At 52.5% G+C, this 14,469-nt stretch carries 14 protein-coding genes; 13 read left to right on the forward strand and 1 reads right to left on the reverse strand.

Translation table 11 applies throughout. The features are described 5' to 3' along the window. Positions 1 to 30: 30 nt before the first annotated feature. Positions 31 to 825: a type I methionyl aminopeptidase gene (gene map, locus HZZ01_RS12575; RefSeq protein ID WP_179897773.1), complete on the reverse strand. Its 795-nt coding sequence runs from the start codon at positions 823 to 825 to the stop codon at positions 31 to 33. Positions 826 to 1,143: 318 nt separating this feature from the next. Here map and rpsB point away from each other — a divergent pair, with 318 nt between their 5' ends. From rpsB to lpxA, 13 genes are all read left to right on the forward strand, one after another. Then, a complete protein-coding gene (gene rpsB / locus HZZ01_RS12580) occupies positions 1,144 to 1,869 on the forward strand; it encodes a 30S ribosomal protein S2 (protein ID WP_179897857.1) in 726 nt (241 codons plus the stop codon). Between the two features lie 181 nt (positions 1,870 to 2,050). Further along, on the forward strand, positions 2,051 to 2,902 hold the full coding sequence (gene tsf, locus HZZ01_RS12585) for a translation elongation factor Ts (RefSeq protein ID WP_008925637.1): 852 nt from the start codon (positions 2,051 to 2,053) through the stop codon (positions 2,900 to 2,902). Between the two features lie 160 nt (positions 2,903 to 3,062). After that, positions 3,063 to 3,788 carry a UMP kinase gene (gene pyrH / locus HZZ01_RS12590; RefSeq protein ID WP_010254099.1) on the forward strand — a complete coding sequence of 242 codons (726 nt, stop codon included), beginning with the start codon at positions 3,063 to 3,065 and terminating at the stop codon, positions 3,786 to 3,788. 143 nt (positions 3,789 to 3,931) lie between these two features. Continuing rightward, on the forward strand, positions 3,932 to 4,489 hold the full coding sequence (gene frr, locus HZZ01_RS12595) for a ribosome recycling factor (RefSeq protein WP_033731632.1): 558 nt from the start codon (positions 3,932 to 3,934) through the stop codon (positions 4,487 to 4,489). Positions 4,490 to 4,600: 111 nt separating this feature from the next. Next, a complete protein-coding gene (gene ispC, locus HZZ01_RS12600) occupies positions 4,601 to 5,797 on the forward strand; it encodes a 1-deoxy-D-xylulose-5-phosphate reductoisomerase (RefSeq protein ID WP_179897774.1) in 1,197 nt (398 codons plus the stop codon). 181 nt (positions 5,798 to 5,978) lie between these two features. Beyond that, positions 5,979 to 6,731 carry a (2E,6E)-farnesyl-diphosphate-specific ditrans,polycis-undecaprenyl-diphosphate synthase gene (ispU, locus tag HZZ01_RS12605; RefSeq protein WP_179897776.1) on the forward strand — a complete coding sequence of 251 codons (753 nt, stop codon included), beginning with the start codon at positions 5,979 to 5,981 and terminating at the stop codon, positions 6,729 to 6,731. An 18-nt stretch (positions 6,732 to 6,749) separates the two neighbouring features. Further along, positions 6,750 to 7,607, forward strand: coding sequence for a phosphatidate cytidylyltransferase (cdsA, locus tag HZZ01_RS12610; protein ID WP_179897778.1), 858 nt, complete (start codon positions 6,750 to 6,752; stop codon positions 7,605 to 7,607). 12 nt (positions 7,608 to 7,619) lie between these two features. Continuing rightward, the gene (gene rseP, locus HZZ01_RS12615) at positions 7,620 to 8,966 is read left to right on the forward strand and encodes a sigma E protease regulator RseP (RefSeq protein WP_179897780.1); all 1,347 of its coding nucleotides are present in this window, start codon (positions 7,620 to 7,622) and stop codon (positions 8,964 to 8,966) included. 51 nt (positions 8,967 to 9,017) lie between these two features. After that, entirely contained in the window at positions 9,018 to 11,429 is a 2,412-nt protein-coding gene (gene bamA, locus HZZ01_RS12620) for an outer membrane protein assembly factor BamA (protein ID WP_179897782.1), read from the forward strand. A gap of 110 nt (positions 11,430 to 11,539) precedes the next feature. Continuing rightward, a complete protein-coding gene (gene skp / locus HZZ01_RS12625) occupies positions 11,540 to 12,037 on the forward strand; it encodes a molecular chaperone Skp (protein ID WP_099257551.1) in 498 nt (165 codons plus the stop codon). Positions 12,038 to 12,040: 3 nt separating this feature from the next. After that, entirely contained in the window at positions 12,041 to 13,066 is a 1,026-nt protein-coding gene (gene lpxD / locus HZZ01_RS12630) for a UDP-3-O-(3-hydroxymyristoyl)glucosamine N-acyltransferase (protein ID WP_179897784.1), read from the forward strand. Positions 13,067 to 13,218: 152 nt separating this feature from the next. After that, positions 13,219 to 13,674 (forward strand): 3-hydroxyacyl-ACP dehydratase FabZ, encoded by a 456-nt coding sequence (gene fabZ / locus HZZ01_RS12635; RefSeq protein ID WP_003852639.1) that lies wholly within the window; start codon positions 13,219 to 13,221, stop codon positions 13,672 to 13,674. Between the two features lie 3 nt (positions 13,675 to 13,677). After that, on the forward strand, positions 13,678 to 14,466 hold the full coding sequence (gene lpxA / locus HZZ01_RS12640; RefSeq protein WP_013356847.1) for an acyl-ACP--UDP-N-acetylglucosamine O-acyltransferase: 789 nt from the start codon (positions 13,678 to 13,680) through the stop codon (positions 14,464 to 14,466). Positions 14,467 to 14,469 lie beyond the last annotated feature (3 nt).

Here is a 14,469-nt window from a genome sequence, read left to right on the forward strand (position 1 = left end):
TCAGCGCCGGCTTGATCTGTATTGGGGGAATTACCCTTCAGCAACGAGCACAGCAGGCAGCGTGTCGTCTTTGCGCAGGGTTAAAATCTCACAGCCGTTTTCCGTCACCACAATAGTATGCTCATACTGCGCGGACAAGCTGCGATCTTTGGTTTTTACCGTCCAGCCATCTTTCATGGTGCGGATGCGGTAATCCCCGGCATTGACCATCGGTTCTACCGTAAAGGTCATGCCCGCCTGCAGAACAACGCCGCTATCATCGGCATCGTAATGCAACACCTGAGGCTCTTCGTGGAACCCCTTGCCGATACCGTGACCGCAATATTCACGCACAACAGAGAAGTCGTTTGCTTCAACATACTTCTGGATAGCACGGCCCAGTTCGCGCAGGCGAATGCCGGGTTTAATCAGCCGCAGGGAAAGATAGAGGCTCTCCTGCGTGACGCGGCACAGGCGTTCACCCTGAATAGTCGGTTTACCCACGATAAACATCTTCGAGGTATCGCCGTGGTACTCATCTTTGATCACGGTGACATCGACATTGACGATATCGCCATCTTTTAACGGGCGATCATCGCTGGGAATCCCGTGACACACCACTTCGTTCACCGAGATGCAGACAGACTTCGGAAAGCCGTGATAGCCGAGGCAGGCAGAGACCGCCTGTTGCTTCTGCGTGATGTGCTCGTGGCAGATACGGTCCAGTTCACCCGTGGTCACACCCGGTTTAACATGAGGCTCGATCATCTCCAGCACGTCGGCAGCCAGTCGGCCCGCCACGCGCATTTTTTCGATTTCTTCAGGGGTTTTGATTGAAATTGACATTAAATTAATCCGCAGCTGTCGAAATTTTCGACAATAATAAGGTCTGTGCTGTCATGTTAACAGCCAGCAAATGGGCTGCCAAATAGAGAACGCGCTGGCGCTCTTCAGCGATCATTTATTGGCGTCCCATGGCGGTTTGTGATATAAAGCGCGCCGACGATTCTCTGTATGGCCGTTTCGGTCAGCAGGAAACGCATAACTCTCATTATGTGTAATAAAACACACATGTATCGACACATACGCCGGGGTGCCTTGAAAGAGGTCGGTCGTATGGGATACATGGAGGCCCAACCCCAATCAAACTTTAGAGGTTTTATCATGGCAACTGTTTCCATGCGCGACATGCTCCAGGCTGGTGTTCACTTCGGTCACCAGACCCGTTACTGGAACCCAAAAATGAAGCCATTCATCTTTGGTGCACGTAACAAGGTTCACATCATCAACCTGGAAAAAACTGTACCTATGTTCAACGAAGCTCTGGCTGAACTGAACAAGATCTCTTCCCGTAAAGGTAAGATCCTGATGGTAGGTACTAAGCGCGCTGCTGCCCAGGCAGTAAAAGAGTCTGCACTGAGCTGCGACCAGTTCTTCGTAAACCACCGCTGGTTAGGTGGCATGCTGACCAACTGGAAAACCGTGCGTCAGTCAATCAAACGTCTGAAAGATCTGGAGATTCAGTCTCAGGATGGTACTTTCGACAAACTGACCAAAAAAGAAGCGCTGATGCGTGCGCGTGAACTGGCCAAGCTGGAAAACAGCCTGGGCGGTATCAAAGACATGGGCGGTCTGCCAGACGCACTGTTTGTTGTTGATGCTGACCATGAACACATCGCAATCAAAGAAGCAAACAACCTGGGTATCCCGGTATTTGCTATCGTTGATACCAACTCAGATCCAGATGGCGTTGATTTCGTTATCCCAGGTAACGACGATGCGATCCGTGCTGTAAACCTGTACCTGACTGCCGTTGCGACGACCGTTCGCGAAGGCCGCTCTCAGGACCTGGTTGAGCAAGCTGAAGAAGCGTCTTTAGAAAACGCTTAATAAGGTTTGCTCTGCATAAGAGCCCTTAGCATTCAGATGTGATCTGTAAGGGGCCTATACTGGCCCCTTTATTTTATCTAAGTCTGTCACGCCCCCAACCGGACGGCGGGACAGAGTAAATTTTCCGCAAATAAGTGTCTGCTGGTGCAAACGTACTCAGGCACGAACCGAGGATTCTGGAATGGCTGACATTACCGCTGCATTGGTAAAAGAACTGCGCGAGCGTACTGGCGCTGGCATGATGGATTGCAAAAAAGCGCTGACTGAAGCGAACGGCGACATTGAGCTGGCGATTGAGAACATGCGTAAGTCTGGCGCAATCAAAGCAGCGAAAAAAGCAGGTAACGTTGCGGCTGATGGCGTAATCAAAACCAAGATCGTTGGCGACTACGGCGTGATTCTGGAAGTTAACTGCCAGACTGACTTCGTAGCAAAAGATGGTGGTTTCCAGGCGTTCGCAGACAAAGTTCTGGAAGCGGCTGCAGCGAATCGCGTAACCGACGTTGAAGTTCTGAAAGCGCAGTTCGAAGAAGAGCGCGTTGCACTGGTTGCTAAAATCGGTGAGAACATCAACATCCGTCGTGTTGCAATCCTGGAAGGCGCAGAGTTGGGCAGCTACCTGCACGGCGCGCGTATCGGCGTTCTGGTTTCAGCGAAAGGCGCTAATGAAGATCTGATCAAACAGATCGCAATGCACGTTGCAGCAAGCAAGCCTGAATTCGTTAAGCCAGAAGACGTTTCTGCTGACGTGGTTGATAAAGAGTACCAGGTTCAGCTGGACATCGCGATGCAGTCTGGCAAGCCAAAAGAGATCGCAGAGAAGATGGTTGAAGGCCGTATGAAGAAATTCACCGGCGAAGTTTCTCTGACAGGTCAGGCTTTCGTTATCGACCCAAGCAAAACCGTTGGCCAGGCTCTGAAAGAGCAGGGCGCTGACGTAATCAACTTTATCCGCTTCGAAGTGGGTGAAGGCATCGAGAAAGTTGAGTCTGACTTCGCTGCAGAAGTTGCAGCAATGTCCAAACAGTCTTAATGCTTTGAAAGAACCGCCAGATGGCGGTTCTTTTTTGTCTGTGAAACGCAACAGACGATACGTTTTCAGTTTCATCCCAATAGCATTTTCTTTGCGGTAAGCGGATGATCGATCAGAATTTACTTCTCCTTTACACCCAATCTTCCAGGAAGAACTGACCATGGCGACCAACGCAAAACCTGTTTATCAACGTATCCTGCTTAAACTCAGCGGCGAAGCCCTGCAAGGCGCTGAAGGTTTTGGTATTGACGCGAGTGTGCTTGACCGTATGGCACAAGAGGTAAAAGAGCTGGTTGAACTGGGCATCCAGGTTGGCGTGGTGATTGGCGGAGGGAACCTGTTCCGTGGCGCGAGCCTGCAGCAGGCTGGCATGAACCGCGTCGTGGGTGACCACATGGGTATGCTGGCGACCGTGATGAACGGCCTGGCGATGCGTGATGCACTGCACCGCGCCTATGTGAATGCACGCCTGATGTCAGCGATTCCACTGAATGGCGTCTGTGACAACTACAGCTGGGCAGAAGCGATCAGCCTGCTGCGTAACAACCGCGTGGTCATCTTCTCCGCCGGTACCGGCAACCCGTTCTTCACCACTGACTCTGCGGCATGTCTGCGCGGCATTGAAATTGAAGCGGACGTGGTGCTGAAAGCGACCAAAGTTGACGGCGTCTACTCTGCCGATCCGGTGAAAAGCCCGGACGCGACGCTGTATGAGCAACTGACCTATGCGGAAGTGCTGGATCAGGAGCTGAAAGTGATGGATCTGGCGGCCTTTACCCTGGCGCGTGACCATAAATTACCTATCCGTGTTTTCAACATGAATAAACCTGGCGCACTGCGTCGCGTAGTGATGGGTGAAAAAGAAGGTACCCTGATTACGCATTAATACCCGAGGCGAGATAAAATAAGGTATATTCTGTCAGCGCGATGATAATGCATCGCGCACCAGTCAGGATTATCGATGCTTATCGATCCCGTTTCCGGTTATGCCGGAACTGGCCAGGTCAAACCGAATCCAAGGGTTTCAACGTGATTAACGACATCAAAAAAGATGCTGACACGCGCATGGAAAAATGCGTTGAAGCATTCAAAACTACCATCAGCAAAGTGCGCACCGGTCGTGCTTCACCTTCGCTGCTTGACGGCATCGTCGTCGAATATTACGGCACGCCGACGCCACTGCGTCAGCTGGCTTCTGTCACTGTGGAAGATTCACGCACGCTGAAAATCAACGTGTTTGATCGTTCACTGAGCCAGGCAGTCGAAAAAGCGATCATGAAGTCCGATCTCGGCCTGAACCCAAGTTCAGCCGGTACGGACATCCGTGTTCCGTTGCCTGCACTGACAGAAGAGCGTCGTAAAGATCTGATTAAAATCGTGCGCGGCGAAGCCGAGCAGGGCCGTGTGTCGGTACGTAACGTCCGTCGCGATGCCAACGATAAGATCAAAGCGCTGCTGAAAGATAAAGAGATCAGCGAAGACGACGAACGTCGTGCGCAGGATGAAGTACAAAAAATGACTGATGCGTACATCAAGAAAGTTGATGCTGCACTGTCAGAAAAAGAGACGGAGCTGATGGATTTCTAATCCCATCACTGCCGGAAAAAACGCCGTACAGAGAGGTATTCGTATGAATGCGACATCTGGCGGCGTTTTACATTGTGCCTGTCGGCACGCTGACTTCACACGGATAGCCTCATGAAGCGATTAACTCTGCTGGGATCCACCGGCTCGATCGGCACCAGTACGCTGGCGGTGGTTCGCGCCAACCCGGCGCTTTATCAGATCACGGCGCTGGTTGCCGGTCATAACGTGGCGCTGATGGCCGAACAGTGTGCGGCCTTTACGCCACGTTACGCCTGCATGGCAGACGAGGCATCTGCCGCTGCGCTGCGTGAGCGACTGAGAGCAATCAGCGTCAATACTGAAGTGCTCTCCGGCGTTCAGGCAGCCTGTGAGCTGGCTGCGCTGGATGACGTGGATCAGGTGATGGCGGCGATTGTCGGTGCGTCAGGTTTGCTACCGACGCTGGCGGCTATTCGCGCCGGAAAAACGGTGCTGCTGGCCAACAAGGAATCGCTTGTCACCTGCGGCCGTTTGTTTATGGAGGCGGTGCGTCATCATAACGCACAGTTACTACCGGTCGACAGTGAGCATAACGCCATTTTTCAGAGTTTACCGGCTACCATCCAGCATCAGTTAGGTTACGCTGACCTGCGGGATAATGGGATTGAGTCGATTATCCTTACGGGATCGGGTGGTCCTTTTCGTGACACAGATTTAGCAGATCTCAGCGCCATGTCGCCGGATCAGGCCTGTGCACATCCGAACTGGTCGATGGGGAGAAAAATCTCTGTTGATTCGGCCACCATGATGAATAAAGGTCTTGAATACATTGAAGCCCGTTGGTTGTTTAATGCCAGCGCAGCGCAGATGGAAGTGATCCTTCACCCACAGTCGGTGATTCACTCCATGGTGCGATACTGCGATGGCAGCGTGCTGGCTCAGTTAGGTTCTCCCGATATGCGTACGCCCATTGCTCACAGTATGGCCTGGCCTTCGCGCATCAATGCAGGCGTGACGCCGCTGGATTTTACCCGCATGTCGGCGCTCTCTTTTGCAGAACCTGATTTTAGTCGCTACCCCTGTCTGAAGCTGGCCATCGATGCCTGTGACGCAGGGCAGGCGGCGACCACCACGCTGAATGCTGCCAATGAGGTTGCCGTCGCGGCTTTCCTGAATCACCAGATCCGCTTTACCGACATTGCCGCCCTTAATAGTGCAGTGATGGCGGCACAAGTGTGTCCGGAGCCGGATTCGGTGGACGCTGTCCTTGAAATCGATCGTAGTGCGCGCGCGCTGGCGACAGAAATGTTGCCGCGCTTCACGTCGTGATGCCGATCGATATGAGGCCATTTGTTCGCTTCAGGTGAAAATGGTATAGTCGCTGGCTCGCGTTTCACGGTCTGTCACCGAATTCGGTGTGGCCCGGCACTCAGAGTGTGTCGGGATTTGAATCGGGCGCAATGTATTCAGAAACCACAGCATTTCTGATGAAAGGAATTGGTTAAGCGTTATGTCGTCTAACAATCAAAACAACACTGATGACCAGCAGGAACACGGTCCACGCCACGTCGCTATCATCATGGATGGCAACGGTCGCTGGGCCAAAAATCAGGGAAAATTGCGTATTTCAGGCCACAGAGCTGGCGTTAAATCGGTACGCCGTGCCGTCAGCTTTGCGGTAAGTAATAATCTCGAAGCCCTGACGCTTTACGCCTTCAGCAGTGAAAACTGGAGTCGTCCGGCGCAGGAAGTCACCGCGTTAATGGAACTGTTTGTCTGGGCGCTCGATAGTGAAGTGAAGAGCCTTCACAAACACAATGTTCGCTTACGCGTCATTGGCGATACCAGCCGTTTCAGCCCGCGTATTCAGGAACGTATTCGCCGTTCTGAGACGCTGACCGCAAATAATAGTGGCCTGACACTCAACATTGCTGCCAACTATGGCGGCCGTTGGGATATTATCGAAGGCGTGAAAAAACTGGCTGAACAGGTTCAGGAAGGATTACTGCGACCTGACCAGATTACCGAAGAGAGCCTGACGTCGCAGCTCTGTATGCAGGAGCTGGCGCCAGTGGATTTAGTGATAAGGACCGGGGGAGAGCATCGGATTAGCAACTTCCTGCTGTGGCAGATTGCCTATGCTGAATTCTATTTTACCGATGTGCTCTGGCCGGATTTCGATGAACACGTTTTTGAAGGTGCACTGAATGCATTCTCTCTGCGGGAGCGTCGTTTTGGCGGCGCTGCACCAGGCGGCGCCTGAGCAATCTGGGGGTAACCTTTGCTGAAGTCTCGTCTGATTACCGCGTTGATATTAATTCCGCTGGTAATAGCTGCACTGTTCTGGTTACCGCCTGTTGGCTTCGCCCTTACAACCATCGTTATCTGCATGCTGGCAGCCTGGGAATGGGGTCAGTTTGCAGGTATGGCATCACGTCAACAGCGTGTCTGGCTGGCTGTACTTTGTGGTCTGCTGCTGGCGCTGATGCAGTTTACGCTGCCACCTTATCAACACACGGTGCATCTGCCACAGATCGCGACATCGCTTTGGGCGTCGCTGCTATGGTGGGTCGTTGCATTGCTGCTGGTGCTTACCTATCCCGCCTCTGCGGCCTTCTGGCGCCATTCGCGCCCACTTCGTTTACTGTTTGGCATACTAACGCTGGTACCCTTTTTCTGGGGTATGGTGGCGCTACGTCAGTATCACTATGAAACCGACCATTTCGCCGGTGCCTGGTGGCTGTTGTTTGTGCTGCTGCTGGTGTGGGGTGCCGATTCAGGTGCCTATATGTTTGGCAAGATGTTTGGTAAGCACAAACTGGCACCGAAGGTCTCACCGGGCAAAACCTGGGAAGGCTTCCTGGGCGGTCTGGTTTCATCGGCGCTGATTGCGCTGCTGTTTGCCTCGCTGGCTCCGCTGACGGTCTCAACGGGTACGCTGGTGATTTGCGCGGTTATTGCAACGCTGGCCTCCGTGCTGGGTGACCTCACTGAGAGTATGTTCAAGCGTGAAGCGGGCATCAAAGACAGTGGTAATCTGATCCCCGGTCATGGCGGCATGCTTGATCGCATTGATAGTCTGACTGCGGCGGTGCCGGTGTTTGCCTGTTTATTGCTGCTGGTGTTCCGCACCCTTTAAGGACAGGCAAAGATGTTGAGTATTCTCTGGAGTTTCTTCGCCTTTATCATTGCGCTGGGCGTGTTGATTACCGTTCATGAGTTTGGCCATTTCTGGGTCGCTCGTCGCTGTGGCGTCAAAGTTGAGCGCTTTTCCATTGGTTTTGGTAAGTCGCTCTGGCAGCGCCGTGATCGCCACGGCACCGAATTTGTCATCGCGCTGATCCCCCTCGGCGGCTACGTTAAAATGCTCGACGAACGCGTCGAAAGCGTGCCCGCTGAGTTGCGTCATCAGGCTTTTAACAATAAAGCCATCTGGCAGCGCGCCTCAATCATTGCGGCAGGTCCTGTCGCGAACTTCATCTTTGCCATCTTTGCCTACTGGGTTGTGTTTATTCACGGCGTACCCGGTGTGCGCCCGGTAATCGGTGAAATTTTAAACGGTTCGGTCGCCGCAGAAGCTCAAATTACACCCGGCATGGAACTTAAGGCTGTTGACGGTATCGAAACGCCTGACTGGGATGCCGTGCGTATGGCATTGGTGGGTAAAATCGGCGACAGCAGCACGACGTTAACCGTGGCCCGGTTTGGCGAGGACGCGACCCAGCAGAAACAACTGGACTTGCGGAACTGGCAGTTTGAGCCTGATAAGCAGGATCCGATTGTTGCGCTAGGGATTCAGCCACGCGGTCCGCAAATTGAGACCACGCTGGCAGAAGTGCAGGCGAACTCGCCAGCCAGTGAAGCCGGTTTGCAAGCAGGCGACAGGATCGTTAAAGTCGATGGTCAGCCATTATCGCAGTGGCAGACTTTTGTCACTCAGGTCCGGGATAACCCCGGCAAAAGCATGACGCTTGAAGTGGATCGCAGCGGTGAATCAATTGCGCTGACGATGACGCCAGAAGCGAAAGATGGCAGTAAAGCGGGCTTTGCGGGCGTGATTCCGCGCATTGTTCCGCTGCCAGAAGAGTATAAGACGGTAAGGCAGTATGGCGCGTTTGCGGCTATCGGTGAGGCCAGTGTAAAAACCTGGCAGCTCATGAAGCTCACCGTTTCCATGCTGGGCAAGTTAATAACCGGTGATGTGAAGCTGAACAACCTGAGCGGGCCAATTTCGATTGCGCAGGGTGCGGGATTGTCAGCAGAGTACGGGTTGATTTACTACCTGATGTTCCTGGCCTTGATTAGCGTCAACCTGGGCATCATCAACCTGTTCCCTCTGCCGGTTTTAGATGGTGGGCACTTGCTCTTCCTTGCGATCGAAAAGATCAAAGGTGGACCGGTGTCCGAACGAGTTCAGGACTTTAGTTATCGCATCGGTTCGATTTTACTGGTGCTGTTAATGGGGCTTGCACTTTTCAATGATTTCTCACGTTTGTAACCGCTGTAACGCGAACATTCGAGGGATGTGTTAGGAAAACGCATAACAACGATGGCGATGAAAAAGTTGCTCATAGCGTCGCTGCTGTTTAGCAGCGCCACCGTTTACGGTGCAGACGATTTCGTGGTGAAGGATATTCATTTCGAAGGGCTGCAGCGAGTCGCCGTCGGCGCGGCTCTGCTGAGCATGCCAGTACGGGTTGGCGATACGGTGAATGACGATGATGTCAGAAATACCATTCGCTCGCTGTTCGCTACTGGCAACTTTGAGGATGTTCAGGTCCTGCGAGACGGTACAACGCTGATTGTCCAGGTCAAAGAACGTCCTACCATTGCCAGCATTACCTTCACCGGTAACAAAGCGGTGAAAGAGGATCAGCTCAAACAAAACCTGGAAGCCTCAGGTGTGCGTGTCGGCGAAGCGCTGGACCGTACCACTATCTCTTCTATCGAGAAGGGACTTGAGGATTTCTACTACAGCGTAGGTAAATATACCGCTAACGTGAAAGCTGTGGTCACGCCACTGCCACGTAACCGTGTTGATCTGAAGCTGGTCTTTACGGAAGGTGTTTCTGCCAAAATTCAGCAGATCAACATCGTCGGTAATAAAGCCTTCAGTTCTGATGAACTCATTTCCCGTTTTCAGCTGCGTGATGAAGTGCCATGGTGGAACGTCGTCGGCGATCGTAAATACCAGAAACAGAAACTGGCGGGTGACCTCGAAACCCTGCGCAGTTTCTATCTGGATCGCGGCTATGCACGCTTCAACATCGATTCGACGCAGGTTAGCCTGACGCCTGATAAAAAGGGCATCTACATTACGGTTAACATCACCGAAGGTGACCAGTACAAAATCGCTGGCGTGATCGTCAATGGCAGCATGGCAGGCCATTCCGCAGAAATTGAACATCTGACCAAAATCCCGGCAGGCGAGCTCTATAACGGCGCTAAAGTCACGAAGATGGAAGATGACATCAAGAAACTGCTTGGCCGCTATGGTTATGCCTATCCGCGTGTCGCCACACAGCCAGAAATTAACGATGCCGACAAAACCGTAAAACTGCACATCAATGTGGATGCGGGTAACCGCTATTACGTGCGTAACGTCCGCTTTGAAGGTAATGACACTTCAAAAGACTCGGTGTTACGTCGCGAAATGCGTCAGATGGAAGGCGCGTGGCTGGGCAGCGATCTGGTTGAACAGGGTAAAGAGCGCCTGAACCGCACCGGTTACTTTGAAACCGTTGATGTGGATACTCAGCGTGTGCCAGGTGCACCGGACCAGGTTGATGTGGTCTACAAGGTTAAAGAGCGTAACACCGGTACCTTCAACTTCGGCGTCGGCTACGGTACCGAAAGTGGCGTGAGCTTCCAGGTTGGGGTAACCCAGGATAACTGGCTGGGCACCGGTAACACCGTGGGCATCAGCGGGACCAAAAACGATTACCAGACCTATGCTGAATTCTCGCTTACTGACCCTTACTTCACCGTTGATGGTGTGAGTCTGGGTGGTCGTCTGTTCTACAACGACTTCAAAGCGGATAATGCGGACCTCTCTGACTATACCAACAAAAGCTATGGTCTGGATGGCACGCTCGGCTTCCCGGTTAATGAAAACAACACCCTGCGTGTGGGGCTGGGCTATGTCCATAATGACCTGTCAAACATGCAGCCGCAGGTTGCGATGTGGCGTTATCTTGACTCGGTTGGTAAGCCGCAGCAGATCAATGATAAGGGCGAATTCTCAGCAGATGACTTCACCTTTAACTACGGCTGGACTTACAACACTCTGGACCGCGGCTTCTTCCCGACATCCGGTAACCGCACCAACCTGAATGGTAAGGTAACGATTCCAGGTTCGGATAACAGCTTCTATAAGGCCACGCTGGATAGTCAGCAATATGTGCCGATTAACCAGGATCGTACCTGGGTGCTGTTGGGACGTGGTCGTGTGGGTTATGGCGATGGACTCGGCGGCAAAGAGATGCCGTTCTATGAGAACTTCTATGCCGGTGGTTCAAGCACGGTTCGTGGCTTCCAGTCCAACACCATTGGACCGAAAGCAGCCTACCTGAATAATAACTCGTCGAACTGTCGAATCGCTGATCCAAATGGCGTCTGTAAGTCTGACGATGCGGTGGGCGGTAACGCCATGGCGATTGCCAGCCTTGAGCTGATCACGCCAACGCCGTTCCTGAGCGAGAAGTATGCTAACTCGGTTCGTACCTCGGTGTTTGTCGATGCCGGTACCGCGTGGGATACCCATTGGGAAAATACGGCGGAAACGCGTGCGGCAGGCATTCCTGATTACAGCGATCCAAACAACATCCGTGTTTCAAGCGGTGTTGCGCTGCAGTGGATGTCACCGCTCGGCCCGCTGGTATTCTCTTACGCCCAGCCGTTTAAGAAAGTCGATGGAGACAAGTCAGAGCAGTTCCAGTTTAACATTGGTAAAACCTGGTAATGTTCTGAGCAGGGATGCATAGCTGAAGTATTGCTGCCGGGCAGCACCCGTTGCTGTTCCGGGGCAAACACTGTGTCGCTGACACAAACGTTGATGGTAAGGAGTTTATAGTGAAAAAGTTGTTGTGTGCCGCAGGTCTGGGTCTTGCTTTAGCGGTTTCCGCTGGTGTTCAGGCTGCCGACAAAATTGCAGTGGTAAACGTGTCCAGCATTTTCCAACAGTTACCGCAACGTGCGACTGTTGCTAAACAGCTGGAAAACGAGTTCAAAGGCCGTGCAACTGAGTTGCAGAGCCAGGAACGTGATCTGCAAACTAAAATGCAGCGTCTGCAGCGTGACGGTTCTACCATGAAGGCTAGCGAACGCAGCCGTATGGAAAAAGATGTCATGTCTCAGCGCGAAGCTTTCTCTTCAAAAGCGCAGTCTTTTGAGCAGGATAATCGCCGTCGTCAGATGGAAGAGCGTAACAAACTGCTGAGCCGTATTCAGGATGCCGTTAAGAAAGTCGCTGACAGCGATGGCTATGACGTCGTGATCGACGCTAATGCGGTGGCTTATGCATCAAACGCAAAAGACATCACTGCTGACGTGCTGAAACAGGTTAAATAATTCATGTCATCTATTCGACTGGCTGATTTAGCCCAGCAGTTGGATGCAGAATTGCATGGAGATGGCGATATTGTCATCTCCGGCATTGCTTCTATGCAATCCGCCACAACTGGTCAAATCACTTTTCTTGCAAACAGCCGTTACCGCGAGCAACTCGCCCTGATTAAGGCCTCAGCCGTGGTGCTGACGGAAGCGGATCTGGAGTGGTGCAATACCGCAGCGCTGGTAGTAAAAAATCCCTACCTGACTTATGCGCATATGGCACAAATACTCGATACCACCCCACAGCCAGCGCAGAATATTGCCCCTGGTGCGGTGATCGACCCCTCAGCCCGACTCGGCAGCAACGTCGCCATTGGCGCCAATGCAGTGATCGAAGCGGATGTTGAGCTGGGCGACAACGTGGTGATTGGTGCAGGATGTTTTGTGGGCAAAAAAACCCGTATCGGCAGCGGGACCCGACTCTGGGCGAATGTCTCTGTTTATCACGAGATCGTCATCGGCCAGGATTGTCTGATTCAGTCAGGTACTGTGATTGGTTCTGATGGTTTCGGTTACGCCAACGATCGCGGTAACTGGGTGAAAATCCCGCAGTTAGGCGCGGTAATTATCGGCGATCGCGTCGAAATAGGTGCCTGCACCACCATCGATCGCGGTGCGCTTGATAACACTCTGATCGGCAATGGTGTTATCATAGACAACCAGTGCCAGATCGCTCACAACGTAGTTATTGGCGACAATACTGCGGTTGCAGGCGGTGTGATCATGGCGGGTAGTTTGAAAATTGGACGTTATTGTATGATTGGCGGTGCCAGTGTCATTAACGGCCATATGGAAATCTGTGACAAAGTAACGGTGACCGGTATGGGTATGGTCATGCGTCCTATCACAGAGCCGGGCGTTTATTCGTCAGGCATTCCGCTGCAACCCAACAAAACCTGGCGTAAAACTGCAGCGCTGGTGATGAACATCGATGATATGAGCAAACGCTTAAAAGCCATCGAGCGCAAAGTCGGCAAAGACGACTAACCGCCATCCCAAAACTGACCGGCTTTCATAATAAAAATGTTAAGCAGGGAAGCCCGGCGCCACAGAACCTATTTGCGGCCTGCGGAAGATCATTTTGATCTGTGCAGGCCGTGTTATTGATGTCATCAGATTTTTAGGACAGGAAGAGTATTTTGACTACTGAAACTCATACTCTGAAAATTGAAGAGATTTTAGAGCTGCTGCCGCACCGCTATCCGTTTCTGCTGGTAGATCGCGTGCTCGAATTTGAAGAGCACAAATACCTGCGTGCAGTGAAGAACGTTTCTGTTAATGAACCGTTTTTCCAGGGGCACTTCCCTGGTAAACCGATTTTTCCTGGCGTTCTGATCCTGGAAGCGATGGCGCAGGCTACCGGTATTCTGGCGTTTAAAAGCGTAGGTAAACTGGAGCCAGGCGAACTCTATTACTTTGCCGGTATCGACAGTGCCCGCTTCAAGCGCCCTGTGGTACCAGGTGACCAAATGATCATGGAAGTCACTTTCGAGAAAACCCGCCGTGGTCTGACTCGCTTTAAAGGCGTGGCGACTGTCGACGGTAAAATCGTTTGTGAAGCGACCATGATGTGTGCCCGCAGCCGGGAGGCATAATTCGTGATTGATCCAACAGCCACTATCCATCCCAGTTCTGTCATCGAAGAGGGCGCTGTCATTGGCGCCCGTGTTCACATTGGCCCGTTTTGCTTTATTGGCGCGAATGTTGAGATCGGTGAGGGAACGGTACTGAAGTCACACGTTGTGGTAAACGGCCACACGCGTATCGGTAAAGATAATCAGATCTATCAGTTCGCCTCGATTGGCGAAGTGAATCAGGATCTGAAATATGCCGGTGAGCCAACACGGGTAGAGATCGGAGATCGCAACCGCATCCGTGAAAGCGTGACGATTCATCGCGGCACCACTCAGGGTGGCCATGTCACCACTGTGGGCAGCGATAATCTGCTGATGGTGAATGTCCACATCGCGCATGACTGCGTGATTGGCAACCGCTGTATCTTCGCCAACAACGCTACCCTGGGTGGCCATGTCACGGTCGATGATTTCGCCATTATTGGCGGCATGACAGCGGTACATCAGTGGTGCATCATCGGTGCTCACGTGATGGTAGGTGGCTGTTCCGGCGTGGCGCAGGATGTGCCACCTTACGTTATTGCGCAAGGCAACCACGCTACGCCGTTCGGGATCAATATCGAAGGTCTTAAACGCCGTGGCTTCAGTAAAGAGTCGTTGCACGCGATTCGCAACGCCTACAAGCTGCTCTATCGCAGCGGCAGAACGCTTGAAGAAGTGAAGCCTGAGATCGAAGCCATCGCGCAGCAGCACAGCGAAGTGCAGCCTTTCTACGACTTCTTCACCCGTTCAACTCGTGGATTAATTCGTTAATAC

Source organism: Pantoea sp. WMus005, from assembly GCF_013415305.1.
Classification (GTDB): domain Bacteria; phylum Pseudomonadota; class Gammaproteobacteria; order Enterobacterales; family Enterobacteriaceae; genus Pantoea; species Pantoea rara.